The following is a 17716-nucleotide window of genomic DNA, read 5'->3' on the forward strand; positions in this document are numbered from 1 at the left end:
TACCGACGGTATTACCCCGCCTCCCGGCGCGACCGTTGTCGACCCGAACGACCTGACCGGTCAACGCACCGGCATGAACGGCAACAACACCTCCGAGGAGGATTGGGGGTATTTGCCGGATTTTGCGCCTGCTGATGGTGCTCAGCCTGCTTCGGGCTCCGAGGGAGACCTCCTGGCTGAGCCGGATGCGATGGCGCGGGCCGGCTCCGACGTCATGCCGGCGCTGCTGACCCTGGAAGCGTTGTCGGATCTTGCTGAGGAGGATGATCTCGGGCGGTTCGTCAAGGTTGGTGGCCAATTGGGGTCCAATCTCGGCGGCACCTATCAGGGGCCGGACGGTCGGCGGTGGTATGTCAAGGTGGCGAAAACACCTGTTCATGCGGCGAATGAGGTCGCCGCGTCGGCGTTGTACGGTCTTACCGGGGTGGACACCCCGCAGGTGCGTCGGGGCTGGAACGTTCCCGAATTCGGTGACCAGTTGGTGACCTACACGGCTCTTGTGCCCGGTGCCATCGAGGATCTACGGACGCGGATGTACGACCCGGGGTATCTCGCGGTCGTGCGGTCCGGGTTCGCCGTTGATGTCTGGTTGGCGAACTGGGATGTCGCCGGTACCACCTGGTCCAACATCGTGACCGGCGGTGACGGGCGCCCATACCGCATCGATGTCGGTGGCGCGCTGCTGTTCCGCGCGCAAGGAGGACAGAAGGGAGCGGCTTTCGGAGAGGTCCCGAACGAGATTGACTCGATGCGCGACCCCAATGTGAACCTTGAGACCTCGATGTTGTTCCGGCAGATGACCGATGAACAATTGCGTGGCTCCGTGGGGCGGCTCGTCGCGATCACCGAGGACAGCATCACCCGCGTTGTGGATGCGGCCGGTCTCGACCCCGAGGTAGCCCGGCTGCTCATCGAGCGGCGTGACTACATCCTTGAGTGGGCCGGAGCGGAGGAACTGCCAGGAGCGGGACCTGTCCCGGGCAATGCGGGGGACCCGCAACCAACGTACTTCGCGCCCAGCGTGCTGAAGATGGATACCGGGTGGTATGCCCTTTCGTTCCCGAAAGGGCAGTGGAATCTCGAACCGGTACTCGATGGAATCTCCGGCATCGGCGACGATCTGGCCAGGTACGTGGTTACCCAGATTGACGGGGAGCGGCCGTCAGTGCGGTTCACCATGTATCCCCAGCCGCCGGATCATCGGAGGTGGGGTTGGGAGCCGATCGAGGTTGCTGAGCAGGTCCGGCAAGAGTTGATCGGGGGACTGGCGGATTCGCTGGATCGGGCGTTGCGGGCACGGCCTGACCTGGTCGAGAATGAGGCGGATCTCATTGAATCGCGGGACTGGCTGGCCGAGTCTTTGGTTATTGCCGAACCCGAAGAGCGTGGCCCCATGCAGAATTGGTCGGATCCGGGCGGCGTGCTTTCGTATCGAATCGACGTGCACATCGACGGCATCGAGTCGCAGGAGGATGAGTCCCTGGCGGCGAGTCCCACCACTCGCCCGCCTGTCTTCGAGACAATGGTGCGGCGGAGTCTGACCGAGCTGCGCGGGCTGCGGGATCAGTTGATGACCACGCCCACGACCGAGGCGTCGATGCCCATGATGTTCGGCAGGTTCGACGGGGCGGTGTGGAATCTTCTTTATCGGTTCGCCTTCGTCGCCGATGCCGGCGGTGACGTCTTGGCGGATGTCGGTGGGTGGCGCGGGCCGCTCGCGAACTGGTCCGCCGCACTGCAACAGGCTGCCGGTCTTCGCGCTCACCTGCGCAGGGTGGAGCGCGGCGGTGTGTTTGTTGATGGCGCCGATCTGGTTCGCCAGGCTGACCGCCTGACCAAGCTATTGGACGAGTCCGCGTTGTCCTGGACCCGGATTCCCTACCTCGACGATGACCCGATCTGGTACGGCAACGGAAGCGACCCCACGCACCGCCTCAAGGCCACTGAAGATGGTCTGCCGCGCCGGGTCTCGGCCGATCCGCCCACCGATCCGTTCGCGGTCGCGCTCCGTCGGGACATCAACCTCGATGAGCTGCAGATCGCTGAGCACTCGGACGGGCGCGATGTGATGATGTGGCGGACCGACCGGCACCCGCTCTACCGGCACGACCAGCGGAAGCCAGAGACGATCCTCGCAAGTGGCGGCTTCGCGTCGTGGAACAACAACCTTCCGGAAGACCTCTTCCGATACACGCTGTTCTACAACACGTCCGCCCTGGTGGCGACCAGCCGGTCGGCGTCGTTTGCGGCTAATTTCCACGCTGGCGACGGCTACGTGTATGAAATTGATGCGCCGGGCGGCATCGATCTGAACGCCACCCAGCGCAGATACGTCATCACTCATCAGCAGGAAGTGGTCTTCCCGGGCGGGATCCGGTCCGAATTCATCGTGCGGGCCTACGCGAAGGGCGCTGACGACAACCTGGTCGAGGTCTGGACGAACCCCGGGTATTCACAGGAGAGGGTAGACGCGCTCGCCGCCGAGGTGTGGCCGGCGGCCCGGGTGGTGCCGGCCGCCGAGGGTCCGGCCGCCGAGGGTCCGGGGTCGGTGGCGCCGGTGCCGATCGTGGTGTCGAGCCGTCCGGGGTACGACGGGCCGCATGACGGCAGGAGCGAGTTGCCGGAGCTGGTGCACCGGGGCGAGTTCGAGGTCGAGTACCACGGCGGGTTGCCGCATGTGCGGGTCTACACGGTGGTGTCGAACCGGCAGAACCTGTACGGCGGCGACCCCGACACGGGGCGCGCCTGGGCTGATGTGGCCGACGTCGCGCAGGATCCCGAGTCGGGCAGGATCGTGTTCGCCGAGGGCGAGCGTGACCGGCCGTTGACGGTCATCGGTGGCCGGCCGCTGGCGGCGCTCAAGCTGGTCGGGGCGATGACCCATTACCAGCGCAGCCTCGGGCTGCCGGAGGGTAACGAGTCGGCGCCGCTGGTGCGGTCGTTCCTGCTGCCGTTGCCGGCCTACGAGTCCCTCAGCCGGAGCGCGGTAGGTGTCCCGGCGTGGGGCGGGGATCTGACCGGCGTGACGAGTATCCGCGGCGAGTTGGAGCCGAACGTGTTCGCGGTGCCGCTCGATCGGGCCGGTGAACAACTCGCCGCGCACGCGGTGGCTGGTTCGTTGCGGACCTACACCGATCACCCGCGTTCGTTGCCGAGTGTCGGCCCTCAGGCCGGGTCCGCTGGGGTGGTGGAGTCGCTGGGAGTTCTGCGGGAGCGGTTGGGTGTGCCGGAGCGTGAACTCGGCCCGGAGTACGACCCGTGGCCCACTATCTCGGAAGTGCAGGAGGGCGCGGTCGACGCGGCGCGGCCGGCCAGGGTCGCGGCTGAGCTGCGTGGGCTGTTGGTGACCTGGTGGCAGTCCCAGCAGCAGGAGTTCGACCGACGCCGTCACGCGTTGACCGAAGGCGATGAACCGGTCGCGTTCTACCATCGCCGCCAGGCGTTGGACGACTTCCTCACCGCGCACGGGATCGCTCACGCTCACGGGAGCGACGCCGCGCAGTTCATGACCGGGGTGGTTGAGCCGTGGGCGACGCAGGCGGCGATCGCGCACACCCTGGTCCAGGAGCACGAGCGGCTCCGGCGGGATCTGACCATCACCGACGAGGTGCGGGTCGACGACTTCGCGTCCCTGCGTCTGCGGGCCGAGGATCGCGACGAACAGCTCCGCCTGTTGGGTGCCGAACTGGATGAGCTGTGGCACGGCAACGAGCCGGCCGCGGTGCTGCGCATGGTCGACCGGATCCAGGTGGCGTTGCCGGAGTTGGCCACGCGGTTCGACGAGTTCGCGGTGGTCGGCCTGGACCTTCTGTACGACGAGCACGTGCAGATGGCGCTGGGCCAGTACCGCGTGCTGACCGAGGCGGATCGCAACCCGCGCACGGCGGTGATCGCGAAGGCGATCCTGTTCCACGACATCGACAAGATCAATTCCAAGCGGCAGTACGGCGACAGCCGGGACCGGCACGACGCGGAGCCGGAACACATTCTCGCGGTCGAGCTGATCCGGCGGTACGCACCGCTGTTCGGTGACGCTTCGGATCTGCGGCTGGTGCTTGGTCTGGTGGACTCGGATCCGTTCGGGTTCTACCTGCGGGATCGGCACGGGCCGCAGGAGGTGTTCTCGTACATCGCCCGGCTCGCGTTCGAGGTGGACGGCCGGGACACGGTGGACGGCCCGTTGTCCGACCGTGACGTCGCTCGGATCCAGCAGATGTACCGGGCCGCGCACCAGTACTACCAGGCCGACTTCTCCTCGTACACCCGACACGCCAGCTACCAGCCAAGGGAGGACGAGTCGGTTCAGAACGGAAGACGGCACCTCGATCACCATTTCGCGGAAACCCCGGATGGGCGGTTGCGGTTGGTCGACGGCCGGTTCGACTACGCCGGTGCGTACGTGGACCGGATGGCATCGCTGGACCGGGTGCTCGCCGACCCGGAGCAGGTCCGGTCCTGGTACGCCCAGGTACGGGACGAGCAGGCGCGGGCGGAGGCGGTCGCTGATCTGGTGTCCCGATACGAGTTGGCTGATGACCCGCTACGGTTGGTGACCCAGCCGGGGTCGGACCCGCAGGACGCGGCGCTGGCGGTCGCCGCCGGCTACCTGGGTGGGACGACCGCAGGTTTGACATCCGGCACCGCTGACACCTACACGGTGGATGACGCCGTGACGGACTACGTCAGGAGGGACCCGACGACGACCGGGGTGGATCTGTTCGAGCGAGACGTTCCGGCGAGCATCACCGCGGCGTTGGTGGGCACGACGCTGGCGACGCGCACGCTACCGACGGCGGCGGCCACGGCCGAGATGCGGATGCCGTCTGATCTGCTCGACGACGCCGACACGAATCCGTTCAGCAGGCAGATTCGGGTCACCGTGCCGTTTCCGCTCGTGATGACCGCTTCGTCGGCCACTCCCGCCAACACGCGTGTGGTGCTGGTGGAGGCGCAATCGGCGGTCGTTGTCGCGCCTGGACAGTTGGTCGTCCGGGCGGGTACCCAGTTCCGGATGAGTTGGGGTCACGGGTCCGACGGGCGCCCGTTGGAGGTGTTGACCGAGGTCGACCCGACCCGGTCCGAGTCGAGCGACGGGGACGTCGCGTCGTCTGACGCCCCGGTGGAGTCGGTGACCGACTGGCACGTCGACGCCATCAGCGACACCATCCCGGACGGCGGTCAAACACCGACCGGCCCTCCGCCGGGCCCTTATTCCGGGCCACCGTCTGGTGACGGTTCCGGTTACGGCTTGAGCGGTGCGGGCCCGGCTGGCGAGTTCACCGAGCTGGTCGCGTCTGGTCTGGACGAGCATTCCGGCCGTACCCCCCGGGACGACGAGTTCACGACGGTGCCGGCGGGTGCCGGGTTGGGCGTGGGCGAGTCGATGGAGGTCGGATCGTCTGGGCGAGGGCAACTGGTCTGGATGCCGGGCGGGCAGGCCCGGCAGCCGGGGGGTTTGCCGTCTCCGGTTGCGCCAGTGGCGCCGTCGGCGTACGGAATGGATGTTTCTGGGCCGCTGGGTGTGGGGGCTGGGTTGGCGGCAGCGGTAGCGACCTTGCCGGCGTGGGAGCAAGGGGAGACGGATCGTGTCTCGCGGGTGGGAGTGGTGTTGGACCGGCTGGGCGTAGGGTCGGTGCCACGAGAGGGTTCGGACTCGCCGGCGTGGTTGGCGGCTCGGTTGGGAGGCCGCTTCGCTCCGATTCGGCTTGTGGACCTGGCTGGACTGGGATTCGGCACGTCCGCAGTGGTGTGGGTGGCTCGGCCGGATGATCAGCGACATGTGGTGATTGCCCATCGTGGTCTGGATGGGCATGTCTGGTGGGTGGAGACCCATACTGAGCAAGGTTCGAGCCCGTATACCCGGGTCAGGTTTGCCGGGGTGGACGATGTGGCTCTCGGGAACATGGCGTCCGAGTCGGATCGGTGGTCGGCGGCGCCGTTGTGGGCCGTGGTGAACGACCGTGGTGGCCTGGTGGAAGTTGATGATTCTGGGCAGGTTGCCGGGTCGGGTGTGATGGTGACCGGTAGCAGTTTCTAGGCGGCGTTGTCGCATCCGACGCTGTCCGCCGGTCCAGCCGCACGATTCCGTCAAGAGCCTTAACCGTTCGGTCGCTCGGCACGGGGGCGATCGGATGCACTACGACGAGACGAGGAAGGGTTTGCGATCCATCCGAGGTCCAGGTCCTGGTGGATCAGGACCTGACGGGGTCTTGACAGCTACGCCGCCAAGCGTGGCTACCCGCCGTTGCCCCTGTCGGAGCTGCCCACGCCCTGGCAGCGACGCCGCCCTGCTCGACAGTGCGGAAAGCGACGGGCCCCGCACTAGCTGTGGTCGGCGCAGACACTCTCCGTGACCCAACTGATGCGAACCGACAGTGGCGGGGTCTGGCCGGACGACGCCCCCACCGGGCGCCTGCTGTTCGACGCGGTTCTGGCCGACCCGTGCTGCTGGAGCACCTACGCGCCGTCTCGTACACTCCGGCGGTGCTGGATGGCGGTGGCGATGCACCGTACTGCCGTGACCTGGCGGCGTACCCAGCAGGGGAGACGGTGGGGCCTGACGGCTGTGCCCACCGCCGAATTGAACTGGACGGCCGCCGCAGCCGTCGTCAAAATGTCCGACCCAACGGCGCGACCGGGCGTCGAGTCGACATGTTGCGCATGGAAAGGACAACGCCATGACCACGGCGGTAGGAGTGCCCAGCGACCAGTCCGCCGCCTTCCACCAGTTGTTGCTGCGGATGTCCGGCCGGCTGCCGGACGAGCTGATCACCGCGTCCCGCCGTTGGCTCAGCGAGGGCGAGTTCGTGGATATCGCCCAAGCGGTGGTCTTCGCCGCGCTCGCCGGCCGGCTGGCGATGACGGAGGCCGACGTGGCCCTGCTCTCCGACGCCCTCGCCGAGGCTGGTGAAGACACCGAGGCGCTCGCCGACCTCGAACGTGCGGCCACCGACCCGCTGCCGCCCTACGGGCTGGCCCCGGTCAGCCCGGAAGAGTTGGCCGAGCACGGTGACGCGGTGCCGTACAGCATCGACCTGACGGTGCCGTACGACGGGCCCGGCGCCGCGGACGGAGTCGACCAGGTGGCGGTAGCGGCGGTAGCGGAACAATTCGCCGATGGCATGGCGGTGACCGCCCTGTGGCGCGTCTGGCGGTTCCCGGCCATCGACACACAGTGGCCGCCCCCGCGCCGGATCTACCTGCTCCAGGGCGGTGACGAGGCGGCTCTGCCCGCGCTCGCCGCCCGTGTCCAGGACGCTCTGGAACTCGCTGGCGAGACGGATCCGCAGGTCGAGGCGTTCTTCAGCCCGGACAACCTACCGGCGTACCAGCGCACCGCGCTCGGCTTCTCCACCTTGCTCTGGACCGCCGCTCCGCCGGTCATGCCGCTCGTCGCCGGCGTGTACGACACGTTCGACCCGGAGCGTGGGCCCGGCTTCGCGCCCGACCACCCTCGGCTCGACGGTGACGAACGCGACCGGGTGTTGGGCTATCTGGCCGAGGGAGCGCCGCTGTTGATCACCCCGGCCCGCGATCGGGACGTGGTGGACGCGGACGCCGGCGAGGTGGTACCGGCCGGGTTCTTCACCGACGGTCACTGGATCTGGGCCGACGCCGCCGCCTACTACCTGCGGAAGTACGGGCTGGCTCCGGACCCTGACCTCCTGGACGCGATCCGGACCAACCACTACCTGCCGCCCGAGGTCGACGCGGTGGCGCTACACCGGGCACTGTCCGTTCTCTACGCTCCGGTCGCGGACCAGGTCGCCTCCGCCGAGGACGGCGAGCCGGAGGCCAGCGTGGGCGGGGAGGAACTCGGCGGCGCGGACGCGGCGACAAAACCCGCAAAATAGCTTGCCGGTTTGTTGAACCAGCCATGCCCGTGAGCCGTCGTGTAACCGAACCCGGCTGAGGGAGATTGAACTGTGGGTATCACGCCCGCCGGTGGGGTCTACCGACGGCTTCGACACCGGCTCGTGGCCTCCGACCGTACGCGACGGATCTGGGAGCTACCCCGGCGTGGGCTGGACCGGCTGGATTCCCCGCTGCGACGCTGGGTCGCCGTCGGGGTCCTGATCGTGCTGCTCGGCGGGACCGGCGTCGTGGCCAGCGCCGGGTTCGGTACCGCCACCGCGCAGGACGCCCCACTCGCCGGTCGACCGGTACCGGCCGGCCAGGTCGAGGCGATCGCGGCGGCGGCACACGCCTGTCCCGTCCTCACTCCGGCCCGGCTCGCCGGCCAGCTGATGGCCGCCTCCGGTTTCGACGCGAACACGAAGGCCACCAACGGCGGCACCGAGGTGGCGGGTCTCACCGACGCGGCGTGGGACAAGTGGAAGCCCACCCCGACATCCCAGCGCAGCGATCCGGCCGCGAACATCACCGCGCTCGCCCATCTCACCTGCGACCTGGTCGGCCAGGTACGGCAGGCTGGGCTCGGCGGCGACCTGTGGCGGCTGGGGCTGGGCGCGTACCACTCCGGCGTCGAGGCGGTACGTGCTGCCAAGGGAGTACCGCAGGCGGCCAGCGGGTACGTCAACCAGGTCTCCGGCTACGCGGCCTGGTACGCCCGTCGGCCCGGAACCGGGACCAGCTCGGGTGAACCGACCGGCCCGATCGGCGTGGTACCCAGCTCGGGGACCGATGCCAAACCAGTGCCGGACGTCTACCTGGCCGCGGTACTCGCGGCTGGTCGATCGTGCGCGGCGCTCTCCCCGGGCCGGGTCGCGGCGCAGTTGATGGCCTCCTCCGGCTTCAACCCGAACCTGCTCGGTGCACACTCCGCGCAGGGGATCGCCCAGTTCAACCCCCAGGTCTGGGCCCGGTACGCCCCGTCGCCCACCACTACCTCGCCGTGGGACCCGAGCGTGGCCATCCCGAGCCTCGGCTTGACGATGTGCGCCCTCGTGGGCGAACTGTCCGGGATGGAGAAGGACCCGTACCCGTTGGCGCTGGCTGCGTTCCGCGTCGGCCCGGATGCGGTGCGGCGGGCCGGCGGGGTACCCGACGACGCGGGACTCCGTGACTACATCAGTCTGGTGACCGGGTACGTCGGCCACTACCAACAGGACCCGAGGCTGGGCGGCAAGCCGGCCGGTGCGCCGAGCCCTACCTCGACGCCGCGTCCCGGAGTGAAGCCGACCACCCCCACGGCACAGCCTGGCGGCGGTAACACTCCCGGAGGGAACACCCCGGGAGGAAACACCCCTGGTGGTACCTCCCCGAGAGGGAACACCCCCGGTGGCACCTCCCCGTCCCGGCCACCGCAGACGGTCCCCACCACGTCCCCGCCGAAGCCGGACTGGCAGACTCTGGTGGTGCAGGGCACGTCGGTGCTCCAACTCAACCAGTCCTGGCGTACCAACCGGCTCAATTTTGTGCTGGCCGACGACGGTAACGTGCTTCTTTACGACCAGGGCACGTTGGTCTGGCAGACCCGTACCGGCGGCAAGGGCGGACATCACCTGGTCTTCCAGAACGACGGCCACCTGGTGCTCTACACCAAGTCCAACGTGACGATCTGGAGTTCCGGCACCGCCGGTAACAACGGGGCCATCCTGGTGCTGCAGGCAGACGGCAACGTGACCATCTCGATTGGTGGCAGAGGGCTCTGGCACACCGGCACGGCGAAGGGCTGAGCACTGTTCACCCGACGCGTGCGTTCCTGATCGCCCGCGGGAAGGAGGTCCGCGCAATGTCCCGTACGGGAGGCGAGCAGCCGGTTCCGGCCGTCATCGTGGAGTCCGTCAGGGACACGCTGGCGCTGCGTACCATGGTGGACCCGCGTACGCCGATGCTCGCACTGGCCGCCTCCCTGCCCACCGAGGCCGGGCGGCGAGCGGTGTTGATCGCCCCGTCGGTCACCGGGCGGCCGGATCTGTTCGAACTGTTGCTGGAGGTGTTGGCCGAACATCTCGGCGGGGTCGCAGCCGGGGTCCGGCTGGTACCGCTCGGACCGTACGACCAGTCCATCGAACCCGGCACCGAGGTGCGGAAACTGGCCGACTGGATCGGTCAGGAGGTCGCGTTCCCGTTGACCGAGCTGGCGGTTCCGGCGGGTGTCATGCTTCACCCTGCGCCGTGGGCGGTGTCGGCCCCGGATGCCCCGACCCGGACTGAGCCCCTGTGGCCACTCCCTCCTCCTCCTCCACCACCACCGGTGCTGCCGTCGATTCCTCCACCGCCACCGGTGCTGCCGTCGATTCCTCCACCGCCACCGGTGCTGCCGTCGGTTCCTCCACCGCCACCGGTCCAGGTCCCGTCGTTGCCGGCGGTGGAGGTGTTGGCCGGTAGGGGCTGGCGGTCCGTGCTCTCCCTTCCGCACGGCGGGTTTGTCGACCTGCCGGCGCGGCGTCCGTCCCGCGTCTGGCTGCCGGTCCGGCCCGTGTCCCGGCCCGGGCGCGACGTACCGGCGGATCCACCGGCCTCCGCCGGTACGCGGGACTCGGTGCCGGGCGTACGCACCGCCGCGGGCTGGTCGTTCGCCGGTGAACCGGTGGTGGGTAACGGTCGGGTCCTGGCCGGCTTCGTGGTCGAGATCATGGTGGACGTCACGGGCTTTCGGGTGGACGGTCGGCCCGTGGCACCCCGCGCACTGGCGACACTGATCGACTTCTGTCGGGCGGGCGACCCGCGACCGGTGGTGCTTGCCACGTACGGCGTACCAGTGCGCAGGACCGCCGCCGACCTGCTCTTCGGCGGCCTCGTGAATGCGCTCGGGGTACCGGTGTACGTGGCCGACGGTGAGATCAGCCGCACCGCCACCGGGCTGCTCCAGACCGCCGGCACCTTCCGCCGCTGGAGTCTGGCAGCGCCAGGTAGACCGCGTGCGTCGCGCCGCTGGCAGGTCATCGGGCCCGTGCTGCCGCCCCGACCATCGGCGGCGGGCCGCTGGGGAGTCCCGAGCGGACCTCGTACCGCCCCGCCCGTCGCCGCAGTGCCGGCCAGACCGGTTGCGTTGGCCGCTGCGGTGGATCTGTCCGCCGCCCTGGCCCAGCCGGTCCAGCCCGCGCCGAGTTCGGCGGTGCCGGCACCGGTTCCTACTCCGCTCGATCCGGAGATCGTCGCGCTGCTCGCGCCCGAACGCTGGACCACGGCGGCACGGCTCGCCCCGATCGGCGAGACGTCACCGGTACCCGCCATCCCGTCGCGGGACGCGGGACGACCGACCGCCGGCCCGGCGTTGCCCGGCACCGCGCCGGCCAGCGCGCCCGACGCCGCCACTGCGGGTATGGCCGCAGACGTGGCGGGGCAGCAGCCGCTACCGGTTCAGGGGACCGCCCCGACCGCTCGGAGTGCCCCGACCGGTCCGGCTGGCACCATCGACGCCGGAAACCCCGACGAATCGGTGGCCCCGGCACTCGGCCGACCCGAGCAGTTGCCGTCCGCCGTTCCTGACTGGCGGCCAGAGGGATCGGGCCTCGTGGCCACGGTCACCGGGATGGCTACCGTACTCGCCGTGCCACCCCCGGTCACTGTCATCGCCCCGCCCCCGGTGAGCCAGCCGGAAGCCCCAGCTACCGGCATGACCACGGCCGACCGAATTCCGGAACCAGCGGCGTCGCCGCCCGGGCCGCCGCCTCGCTGGCTGGACGAGGCCGACATCGACCGGGCGGTTGCCGACCGGACAGCGCTGCGCCAGGCGCTCGGCGGCCGGTACGACGCGCACGCCCGGGTGGTGGCCCGGACCCTGGCACAGTCACCCGGACTGCGGGCCGTGGCCGGCGCCTCGGGCGCACTCACCGCCGGGCTGGTCGCGCTCCGGGCGTACCACGACCACGAACGTGACCTGGTGAACCAGGTCCTGCGCGGCGGCGGCCCGGATTCCGAGGTTGACCGGCTCGCGTTGGTGGCCCGCTGCGCCGCGTACGGGCTGCGCCGGTTGCCGTCGGTACTGGGCCCGGTCTTCCGGGCGGGGCCCGCCGACCGGCGGCTGGCCGTCGGATACCGGCCCGGTGATGTGCTGGTCGAGCCCGCCTTCGTGGACGTCGATCTGGCCGACGGGACGGGCGCCGGGGCGACCGGCGTGCGGTTCGCCATCTGGTCGGTGAGCGCCCGCCGGCTGGACGACCTGGACAGCGATGGCCGGGCCTCGGCGATCTTCCCGCCGGTCAGCCGGTTCCAGGTGCTCGCGGTCGACGACGAGGCCCCCGACCAGGCGGTACGGGTCCTGTTGCGGGATCTTGCCGCTTCCCACCGGGGCGGGCGGGACAGTGCCGAGCGGATCCTGGAGCGGTTGCGTGCCGCAGGCCAGGGCGGCACGTCGGCTGGTGGCGCCTCCGTACCGCTCGCGTTCGCACCCGGCCTGGATGACGCGGGCCGACCCTTCCCCGTGCCGGCGGCCGCCGGCGCTGTCACGGCGATTGAGGATGGACGAGCTTGAGCAACCAGATGCTTCTGGTGTCCCAGACCGAGCCGGGTTGCCTGCCGAGCATCGCCGCGGCGTTGGCGGCGGCCGGTCCCGGCGCCGTGATCGCCGTGCAGCCGGGCACCTACCGGGAGCAGTTGCGGCTGTCCGGGGACGTGACGGTGGTCGCCGAGGAAGGCCCGGGCACGGTGACCATCGACGGCGGTGACGGGGTGGCCGTCTTCGTTGGTGGCGGCAATGTGACGTTGCGCGGGCTGAGCGTGCGCGGCGGCGCCGCCGACCTGCCCGCGGTGCAGGTGGGGCGAGGCACCCTGCACGCGATCGGGTGCGCGGTCACCGGACGGGGGATCGTCGCGGTGCACGTGCCCGGCGGCCGGGTGGAGATGCGCGACTGTCAGGTCAGCAACCCGGAGGGCGCTGGTTTCCTGTTCGACCGAGACGCCGGCGGTACGGTCAGCGCCACCACGGTCCGGGAGACGGGCAGCGCCGGTGCGGTCATCGTCGGCGGCGCCGACCCGGTCCTACGAGGCTGTACGTTCACTGACATTCGGGGCACCGGCGTGCTGTGCACCAGGGGTGGGCGAGGCACCATCGAGGACTGCGAGATCACCGCGGTCGACGGCTCAGCGGTGACGGTCGAGGAGGACGGGGCGCTCCACGTGGTCCGCAGCCGACTGCTTGACCTGCCAGGGTCCGGCGTGGTGGTCACCGGCGGCCGGCCGACCCTGGAGGAGTGCGAGATCCGTACCGTCGGGGGGCACGGGGTGATCCTGTCCGGCACCGCCGACCCGGTGCTGCGGGACTGCCAGATACAAGGTGTCACGGGCCACGGACTGCTCGTGCTCGATCGGGCCACCGGCGCGTTCATCGATGGAAAAATCGACGGTACCGAGGCGGCGGCGATCGCGGTTACCGGGTCGGCCACGCCGCTGGTCGAGGGTGGCCGGGTGACTGGCGGACCGGCCGGCGCGCTGTTGTTCCAGGCCGAGGCGACGGGCACGTTGCGCAGGGTAACGGTGCACGGTGGGCCAACCGGACTCGTGGTCGGCGGGTCGGCCGCGCCGGTGGTCGAGGACTGTGTGATCGAGGACGTCCGGGAATTCGGGGTACGACTGCTCGGCCAGGCTCGGCCGGTGGTTCGGCAGGTGCGGATCGAACGGTGCGCGGCCGGTGGGTTCCTGGTCGAGGCCGGGACGACACTCATCGCAGACCAGGCGGTCATCCACGGCTGCGGGGTCGGGCTACAGGTCGAGGGTACGGCGACGGTCACCGGATCGGACGTCAGCGGCGCCCGTAAGGTCGGGATTCTGGTGCAGCGGGAGGGGAACCTCACCTTGACCCGTTCCCGCGTGCGCGGCAGCGGCGGCCCGGGGGTGCGGTTCGCCGCCGGTTCGTCCGGTCGGGTGAGCGGGTGCGAGCTGCTCGAGAACGTGGGAGAGGGGCTTGTCCGGGATACGGTCAAGCCGGTCCAGGTGGAAACGACCACGATGGTCGGCAACGGCGGTAACGCCGTCCGGCCGAGTGGCCCGGGCGGCGGCCGGTCAGCCAATCCCACGCCGGCCGGTCCTCCCGGCGGCGGTAACTTCGCCGGAGAGGCGGCTCTACCGTTCGCGGCGATGGTGCCGGCCGACGGCGGGCCGGGAGACGGGCCGCCGGCCGATCCCGCCACTCCGCTGCTGGCGGAGTTGGACGCGTTGGTCGGGCTCGCCGGAGTCAAGCACGAGGTGGCGACGCTGGTCGGCCTGCACCGGGTCAGCCAGCGGCGGGCCGCCGCCGGCCTGCCGGCGCCGCCGATGTCCCGGCACATGGTCTTCGCCGGTGCCCCAGGCACTGGTAAGACCACGGTCGCCCGGCTGTACGGGCGCATTCTTGCCGCGCTCGGTGTGTTGAGCACGGGTCAGATGGTCGAGGTTGCCCGGGCCGACCTGGTCGCCGAGCACATCGGCGGTACGGCGGTGAAGACCACGGAGAAGTTCAACGAGGCACGTGGCGGAGTGCTCTTCCTCGACGAGGCGTACACCCTGTCCCCTGTGGACGGAGGCGGTGGTGGGCACGACTTCGGCCGGGAGGCGATCGACACCCTGGTCAAGCTGATGGAGGACCACCGCGACGAGATCGTGGTGATCGTCGCCGGCTACTCGGTGCAGATGCGGCAGTTCCTGGACTCCAACCCGGGACTCGCCTCCCGGTTTTCCAAGTCGGTGGAGTTCGAGAGTTACTCCACCGAGGAACTGGTCACCATCGTCGAGCGGATGTGCAGCACCCACCACTACTCGCTGGAGTACGACACCCGGCTGGCGTTGACCCGCCTGTTCGACGGGATGGTCCGGGACGCGAACTTCGGCAACGCCCGGGTGGCCCGCAAGGTGTTCGAGGAGATGATCGGACGGCAGGCGTTCCGGCTCTCGCAGGCGGTCTCGTCGGACGGCGTGGAGTTGGCTCAGCTGCTGCCCCAGGACCTCGGCGCCTCCGTGGCGGGCGGGGCGCAGGCCGGTGAGGCTCAGGCGGACGAGGTCGACAAGTTGCTCGGCCGGCTGCACGCCATGATCGGATTGGGCGGGGTGAAGCGGGAGGTTTCCGACCTGATTGACCTGTTGGCCACCATCCGGGCCCGGGTGAGCGCGGGACTCCCGGCACCGGCGATCTCCCGGCACGTGGTCTTCTCCGGGCCACCCGGTACCGGCAAGACCACCGTCGCCCGGCTGTACGGTCAGTTGCTGACCGCCCTCGGCGTGCTCTCCGGCGGTCAACTGGTCGAGGTGGCGCGGGCCGACCTGGTCGGCGAGTACATCGGACACACTGCCCAGCGCACCCGGGAAGCGTTCGAGCGGGCCCGGGGCGGGGTGCTGTTCATTGACGAGGCGTACACCCTGGCGCCGCCAGACGCCCGGCAGGACTTCGGCCGGGAGGCGATCGACACCCTGGTCAAGCTGATGGAGGACCACCGCGACGAGGTGGTGGTCATCGCGGCCGGGTACGAGGAGGAAATCGAGGCGTTCCTGGCCGCGAACGCGGGCCTGGCGTCTCGTTTCTCGCGCCGAATCCACTTCACCCATTACAGCGCCGACGAACTTGTGGCGATTTTCCAGGGACTTGCCTCGGCCAACGGATATGAGTGCCCGGGCACTACGCTTATTGCGTTGCGGGAGCATTTCGAGCAGGTGCCAAGAGGGCGAACATTTGGTAATGGACGGTACGCGCGACAGCTTTTGGAGGACACCATCACACGTCAGGCGGGCCGGCTACGTACGCTCGGTACGCCGACCGTCGAGCAACTTCGGACCCTTCTCATAGAGGATGTCACACCGGCGGTAACCGCTAAGGCTTGATTGCGTTACGGGGGTGTCGCCGCAACCACAACTTGTCTTCCCGCCTGCTCGACCTACCCGGAGCAACCGTATGCTTTACCAAGTCGCTCGTAACGGGCGGCCGGCGCCGTACCTGGGGATGGTTCGTTACTCGTGGCTTTCAATATCTGCGGGGTGAGTCGATCCGCTCCAGTCGATTCCGATGACGACTGCTCGGCCAATACCTGGCTGGCTGAGTCCCGAATGCAGGCCCTGTACACCGAGCACGCGGGACCGCTCTACCGGTTCTTGCTGCGGCTGGCCTGGGGCGATTGGCGCCTGGCCGAGGATTTGTTGCAGGACACCATGTTGCAGGCGTGGCGTCACCGGGACAAGTTGCCGACAGAGCAGGAAGCGTTGCGGCGTTGGTTGTTCACGGTGGCTCGGCGGATCGCCATCGACGCGGCGCGCGCGAGGCAGGCCCGACCGACCGAGGTCGGGGTGAACGACTTGGAGCAACTCGCGGGGAGCGCCGATCCCACCGAGGGCGTGGTGGCCGCGCAGACCATACGCCGTGCGCTGCCCAAGCTCACCCCCGCCCATCGGGCTGTGCTGGTCGAGCTGTACCTCCTTGGGCGCTCGACCGAGGAGGCCGCCGCGCGGCTCGGCATCCTGGAGGGGACCGTGAAATCCCGGGCACACTACGCGCTCCGGGCACTCCGCGCGGCCATCGGTCCGATCGACGGCGACTGAGGAACCGATTGAGTCGCTAGGCGGAGCGTGGGCCGGCCAGACCCGGCGCAGCCCCCCTGCACCGGTTCGGTCCACGCCATCAATCCCTGGCGGTCCGCCGGACTCCTGGGCGTCCGGTGGCGACACCCTTGCCGGGGTTAGACCCTGAGCGGGCTGAGGTCGGCTACGACGTTCGAGTCATCGTTCCGTGTGCAGGCCTGGTGAGGTCACCCTCGGCGGGCTCAACTTGTTCCCGGCATGCCGCGGGTCGGCGTTACCCGGCGTCGGGCGCGAGTGGCATCCCGGTTGCCTTACCTGTTGGTCTGTTCGCGGGTCCGGGCACGCCTCACCGCGTCGAGGTGCCACGGTTGCGTGGACTGGCCGACGAGTCCTCAGCACTGCGGTTTCGCCGTATTGAGTCGAACTGTCTGTTCCTTTACCGTCTGTTGTGACGTCGTTCACTATTGGACGGGTAACCGTTTCTGGGCACCACTCAGCATGTCTGCCATGCCCGCTGTCGAGAGCCGTCTCCGCCCGATCTCTGCCACCCGGTGAAGCGTCCGGAGTTTGCCCCGCGTTTCACGGGGCGAGGCCACCGTCGCCGTCTCCCGGCACCTTCTGTCAATTGGGTGCGGCGGGAGACGGTCTGAAGCCATGGCGGTCGAGGTTTCCGACGACAATGTCGCCAGCTTTCTGAGGCTGCTGCTTACCGGCGAGAATTCTGGCAGGACGAACGAGGACAGACCTCGCAAGCTGGCGCTGGCCTACCCGGCTGCCGTGGGCGGTCAGGAGTACGTCGGGGAGTCGGCCTTCCTCGTTGTCGCCGGCGGGTATCCCCAACGGCTGGGCTCGGAACTGGAAGATCCGACGATTCGAGTCGAATACCCCACGTCGACGATTGTCGGCGGTCGCTGGGTCGCGATCGAGTCCGCGCTTGCGGCCGACATCGCCTCGGTCTCCCTTCGCGCACTGAAAGCGCTCATGGCGCGGTTGTTGGTCGACAAGCTGCCGGGGTGCTCGGTCGAGGTGCCCTCCACAGTGGTGCCACGGTCGGCCGCGGCTGCGCGGCATCACCCGCTCGTGCCGTTCTCGAAGACCGTGTCGGTGCGGCGCCCGGCGACCGCGTCCTCGAACGACGGCGTCTCTGTCCCTTGTGGCGTGTTGCTGGCGGGCAACGTCGTCGAGTTTCTCCGGCCGTCCTGAGTGGGGGTGTTGTGTCGTGCCGTTGCTTCGGATGCCGGATTGGCTTGCTCAGTTTTTCAAGTGGTTTTATGGTGAGGAGTTTCCGGGTCTTCTGGCGGAGTTGTTCTACAGGCTTGCGTTGCAGCTT

The 17716-nt window shown here is 69.3% G+C and carries 7 protein-coding genes; all 7 read left to right on the forward strand.

Annotated elements, in window-relative coordinates; translation table 11 throughout:
* Nucleotides 1-190: 190 nt before the first annotated feature.
* The 7 genes from ACIBF5_RS32215 to ACIBF5_RS32245 all read left to right on the forward strand — a co-directional run bounded on the left by ACIBF5_RS32215 (nucleotide 191) and on the right by ACIBF5_RS32245 (nucleotide 17589).
* Nucleotides 191-6037 (forward strand): hypothetical protein, encoded by a 5847-nt coding sequence (locus ACIBF5_RS32215; RefSeq protein WP_396816667.1) that lies wholly within the window; start codon nucleotides 191-193, stop codon nucleotides 6035-6037.
* A gap of 640 nt (nucleotides 6038-6677) precedes the next feature.
* A complete protein-coding gene (locus tag ACIBF5_RS32220) occupies nucleotides 6678-7853 on the forward strand; it encodes a hypothetical protein (RefSeq protein ID WP_396816668.1) in 1176 nt (391 codons plus the stop codon).
* Between the two features lie 72 nt (nucleotides 7854-7925).
* A complete protein-coding gene (locus tag ACIBF5_RS32225; RefSeq protein ID WP_396816669.1) occupies nucleotides 7926-9638 on the forward strand; it encodes a hypothetical protein in 1713 nt (570 codons plus the stop codon).
* 56 nt (nucleotides 9639-9694) lie between these two features.
* A complete protein-coding gene (locus tag ACIBF5_RS32230) occupies nucleotides 9695-12382 on the forward strand; it encodes a hypothetical protein (protein WP_396816670.1) in 2688 nt (895 codons plus the stop codon).
* Nucleotides 12379-15696 carry a right-handed parallel beta-helix repeat-containing protein gene (locus ACIBF5_RS32235; protein ID WP_396816671.1) on the forward strand — a complete coding sequence of 1106 codons (3318 nt, stop codon included), beginning with the start codon at nucleotides 12379-12381 and terminating at the stop codon, nucleotides 15694-15696. Before ACIBF5_RS32230 ends, ACIBF5_RS32235 begins: the two co-directional genes overlap by 4 nt.
* A 153-nt stretch (nucleotides 15697-15849) precedes the next feature.
* Nucleotides 15850-16407, forward strand: a complete 558-nt coding sequence (locus tag ACIBF5_RS32240) for a sigma-70 family RNA polymerase sigma factor (protein ID WP_396816672.1) — start codon at nucleotides 15850-15852, stop codon at nucleotides 16405-16407.
* Nucleotides 16408-17040: 633 nt separating this feature from the next.
* Nucleotides 17041-17589: a hypothetical protein gene (locus ACIBF5_RS32245; protein WP_396816673.1), complete on the forward strand. Its 549-nt coding sequence runs from the start codon at nucleotides 17041-17043 to the stop codon at nucleotides 17587-17589.
* Nucleotides 17590-17716 lie beyond the last annotated feature (127 nt).

The sequence above is a fragment of the Micromonospora sp. NPDC050417 genome (assembly GCF_044458865.1).
GTDB lineage: Bacteria > Actinomycetota > Actinomycetes > Mycobacteriales > Micromonosporaceae > Micromonospora_G.

Coding starts and splice junctions, on each gene's coding strand:
- ACIBF5_RS32215 (WP_396816667.1), top strand. CDS start 191: ATGGCGCGGGCCGGCTCCGACGTCATGCCGGCGCTGCTGACCCTGGAA.
- ACIBF5_RS32220 (WP_396816668.1), top strand. CDS start 6,678: ATGACCACGGCGGTAGGAGTGCCCAGCGACCAGTCCGCCGCCTTCCAC.
- ACIBF5_RS32230 (WP_396816670.1), top strand. CDS start 9,695: ATGTCCCGTACGGGAGGCGAGCAGCCGGTTCCGGCCGTCATCGTGGAG.
- ACIBF5_RS32245 (WP_396816673.1), top strand. CDS start 17,041: ATGGCGGTCGAGGTTTCCGACGACAATGTCGCCAGCTTTCTGAGGCTG.